This is a genomic window from Mesorhizobium sp. M7A.F.Ca.CA.001.08.2.1 (assembly GCF_003998455.1).
GTDB lineage: Bacteria > Pseudomonadota > Alphaproteobacteria > Rhizobiales > Rhizobiaceae > Mesorhizobium > Mesorhizobium ciceri.
On sequence record NZ_RZPW01000950.1, the window covers coordinates 1 to 2,047 of the forward strand.

At 58.2% G+C, this 2,047-nt stretch carries 3 protein-coding genes; 1 reads left to right on the top strand and 2 read right to left on the bottom strand.

What is annotated here, in order from left to right; translation table 11 throughout:
• Positions 1-111 precede the first annotated feature (111 nt).
• Both EN914_RS33340 and EN914_RS33345 read right to left on the bottom strand, forming a co-directional pair.
• Positions 112-339: a hypothetical protein gene (locus EN914_RS33340; protein WP_024505446.1), complete on the bottom strand. Its 228-nt coding sequence runs from the start codon at positions 337-339 to the stop codon at positions 112-114.
• Positions 336-1,232 (bottom strand): ATP-dependent DNA ligase, encoded by an 897-nt coding sequence (locus tag EN914_RS33345; RefSeq protein ID WP_348631955.1) that lies wholly within the window; start codon positions 1,230-1,232, stop codon positions 336-338. Before EN914_RS33345 ends, EN914_RS33340 begins: the two co-directional genes overlap by 4 nt.
• A gap of 615 nt (positions 1,233-1,847) precedes the next feature.
• Between EN914_RS33345 and EN914_RS38805 the strand changes: the two genes are divergently transcribed.
• On the top strand, positions 1,848-2,047 hold a 200-nt coding region (locus EN914_RS38805), incomplete at its 3' end, for a hypothetical protein (RefSeq protein ID WP_127232429.1).

The window sequence follows — 2,047 nt, forward strand, 5'->3', positions numbered from 1 at the left end:
TGTTTCAAAAATTGAAGTTGGAAATGTGCTTGGTTGAGATTCCCCTCCACAAATCCAAGCTCTGGTGCAAGTGCAAGGCCCGCCGCTGTAATTGTGTCCTCAGCGGCGGGCTTACTTCGTCAGGCGCTCCACGGTCTCAATGATCGCCTTGGCCAATGCCTCGCCTTCATAGATCGGTTCTGGGCCATAGTAGCCCGTCACCCATTCCTCGCTAGGCAGCACGCCGGCAGGGCATACCTGCTCGATGGCCATTCGGACGAGCTTCAAGGCTGCACGCTGATCGACTGCCACAGGGGAGTTGGGTTCGACGTTCACATGGTGGAGCGGCCGGGGCGTCATGCCTTAGCCTCGCGGATCGCCCGCAAAGTCGCATGGCGTAGCTTGTCCTCGCGCTTAAGGGTCTTCACTCGTCCGACAAGGCCAGGTTTGATCCATTCGGCGTCTGGCTTGTCGGCTCCCTTCGGTGGCGTGCCTTTCCCCTCCTGCACCTTGGCCCACAGGCGTTCTCGCATGGCTTTGTTCAGGGCGATGTGAGCCGATCCGACATAGCGGCGTTCCGCATCGCGGGTTGCCATCAAAGCGAGTGGTGCCGATCCCGGTTTTAGCTGCACGCCTGCCACTTCAAAGTCGACTTCCTCGTAGCATTTGGTTTTCAGCCACGCTTCGGTGTCGCCTGACCGATAAACGCTGTCAGGCCGCTTCGACACCATGCCCTCCAGGCCCATGCGATCAACCGCGGCGTAGAAGTCGGCCCCGCCGCCATGCACATGGTGACTGTACTGGATCACGCCCTTGGCAGGCCCGACGAGTTCGAGCAGCTTTTCCCGACGTTCCAGCAGAGGTGCTGGGCGCAAGTTGACCCCGTCCAGGTGCAACAGATCGAAGGCGACGAAGATGATCCGATCCGGCGCCCATCGCATTGCGGACCGCAGCGAATGGAAATCCGACACGCCCTTCCCATTGAGGACGATTGCCTCGCCGTCGATGATTGCCGACTTGGGAGAAAGGGTTGCCGCCGCCTCGACAATCGTCTTGTACGTCGATGACCAGTCATAGCCTCTTCGCGTGATCGCTCGGGCCGTGCCGTCTCGATTATGATTTGCGTCCGGTAGCCATCGTACTTGATTTCGTGAATCCAGTTGTCCCCTGTCGGCGGCACCTCGACAAGCGTGGGGAACATTGGCCGGATGAACTTCAGACGCATGAACTGACCCGCAAGACTGCGTTTCAATTTAGCATGCGCTAAAATGGTTCCGGAACATTTTAGACGAATTGACTGTTTGACAGCCATGACGAGGCCGTCCGACGTGGACCATCCATTCCCGGCAAGGAGCACGGCGGCGAACCAGCCGATGAGGACGACAACTTCTATACCTGCCCGACGTGCGGACAGCAGGTCGACATGCGCGACTTGCGGCAGGTGATTTGGCACGAGCAGCCAAAGCAAGCCGCTCCTGTTGCTGGTAGATTAGCCGCGCCAGCACATCGGCAGCAGCACCCCTCTCAAAATTGGCGGAACATAATTTAGACCCGTCAGTTGGGAGAACTCATGGGAGGCGCGCGATGTTGCAACGTGAAATCTCCATTGTCTCGGACAGGTCGAAATTGGTGGCGGACTATTCTCTGATCGCCGCCGATATAGCCCAGCGTCTATCTTTGCACGCTTGCAATGACAACGCTTCCGCCAACGTCCCGTGGGCACCGAAACATTCCGAGGCCCCGACTTCGCCGGCCTCGCACACCCGCCGAGTATTCCTCGACCGATCGTGCTTTAGCCACGATCTATGCGTCGACGGTGGTGGGGATAACGCTGATTCTGGCGTCGGCAGTTTGAGTTACGCGACCTGATGCCGCTCTCCCAGAAACTATCTTCGGTTGAGATGACACTCAAATGCCCCGGATGTGGAAACGAGTTCACCAAGCCAGGGCGTTGGTTCATCGTTGCCGCCCACTATCGGTGCGAAGGTTGCCAGCGTTTACACCGCCTTCCTTATTCAGAAAAGGTGGAACTGTTCGAAAGATACGCCCAAGGGTGTGAAGACGGGCT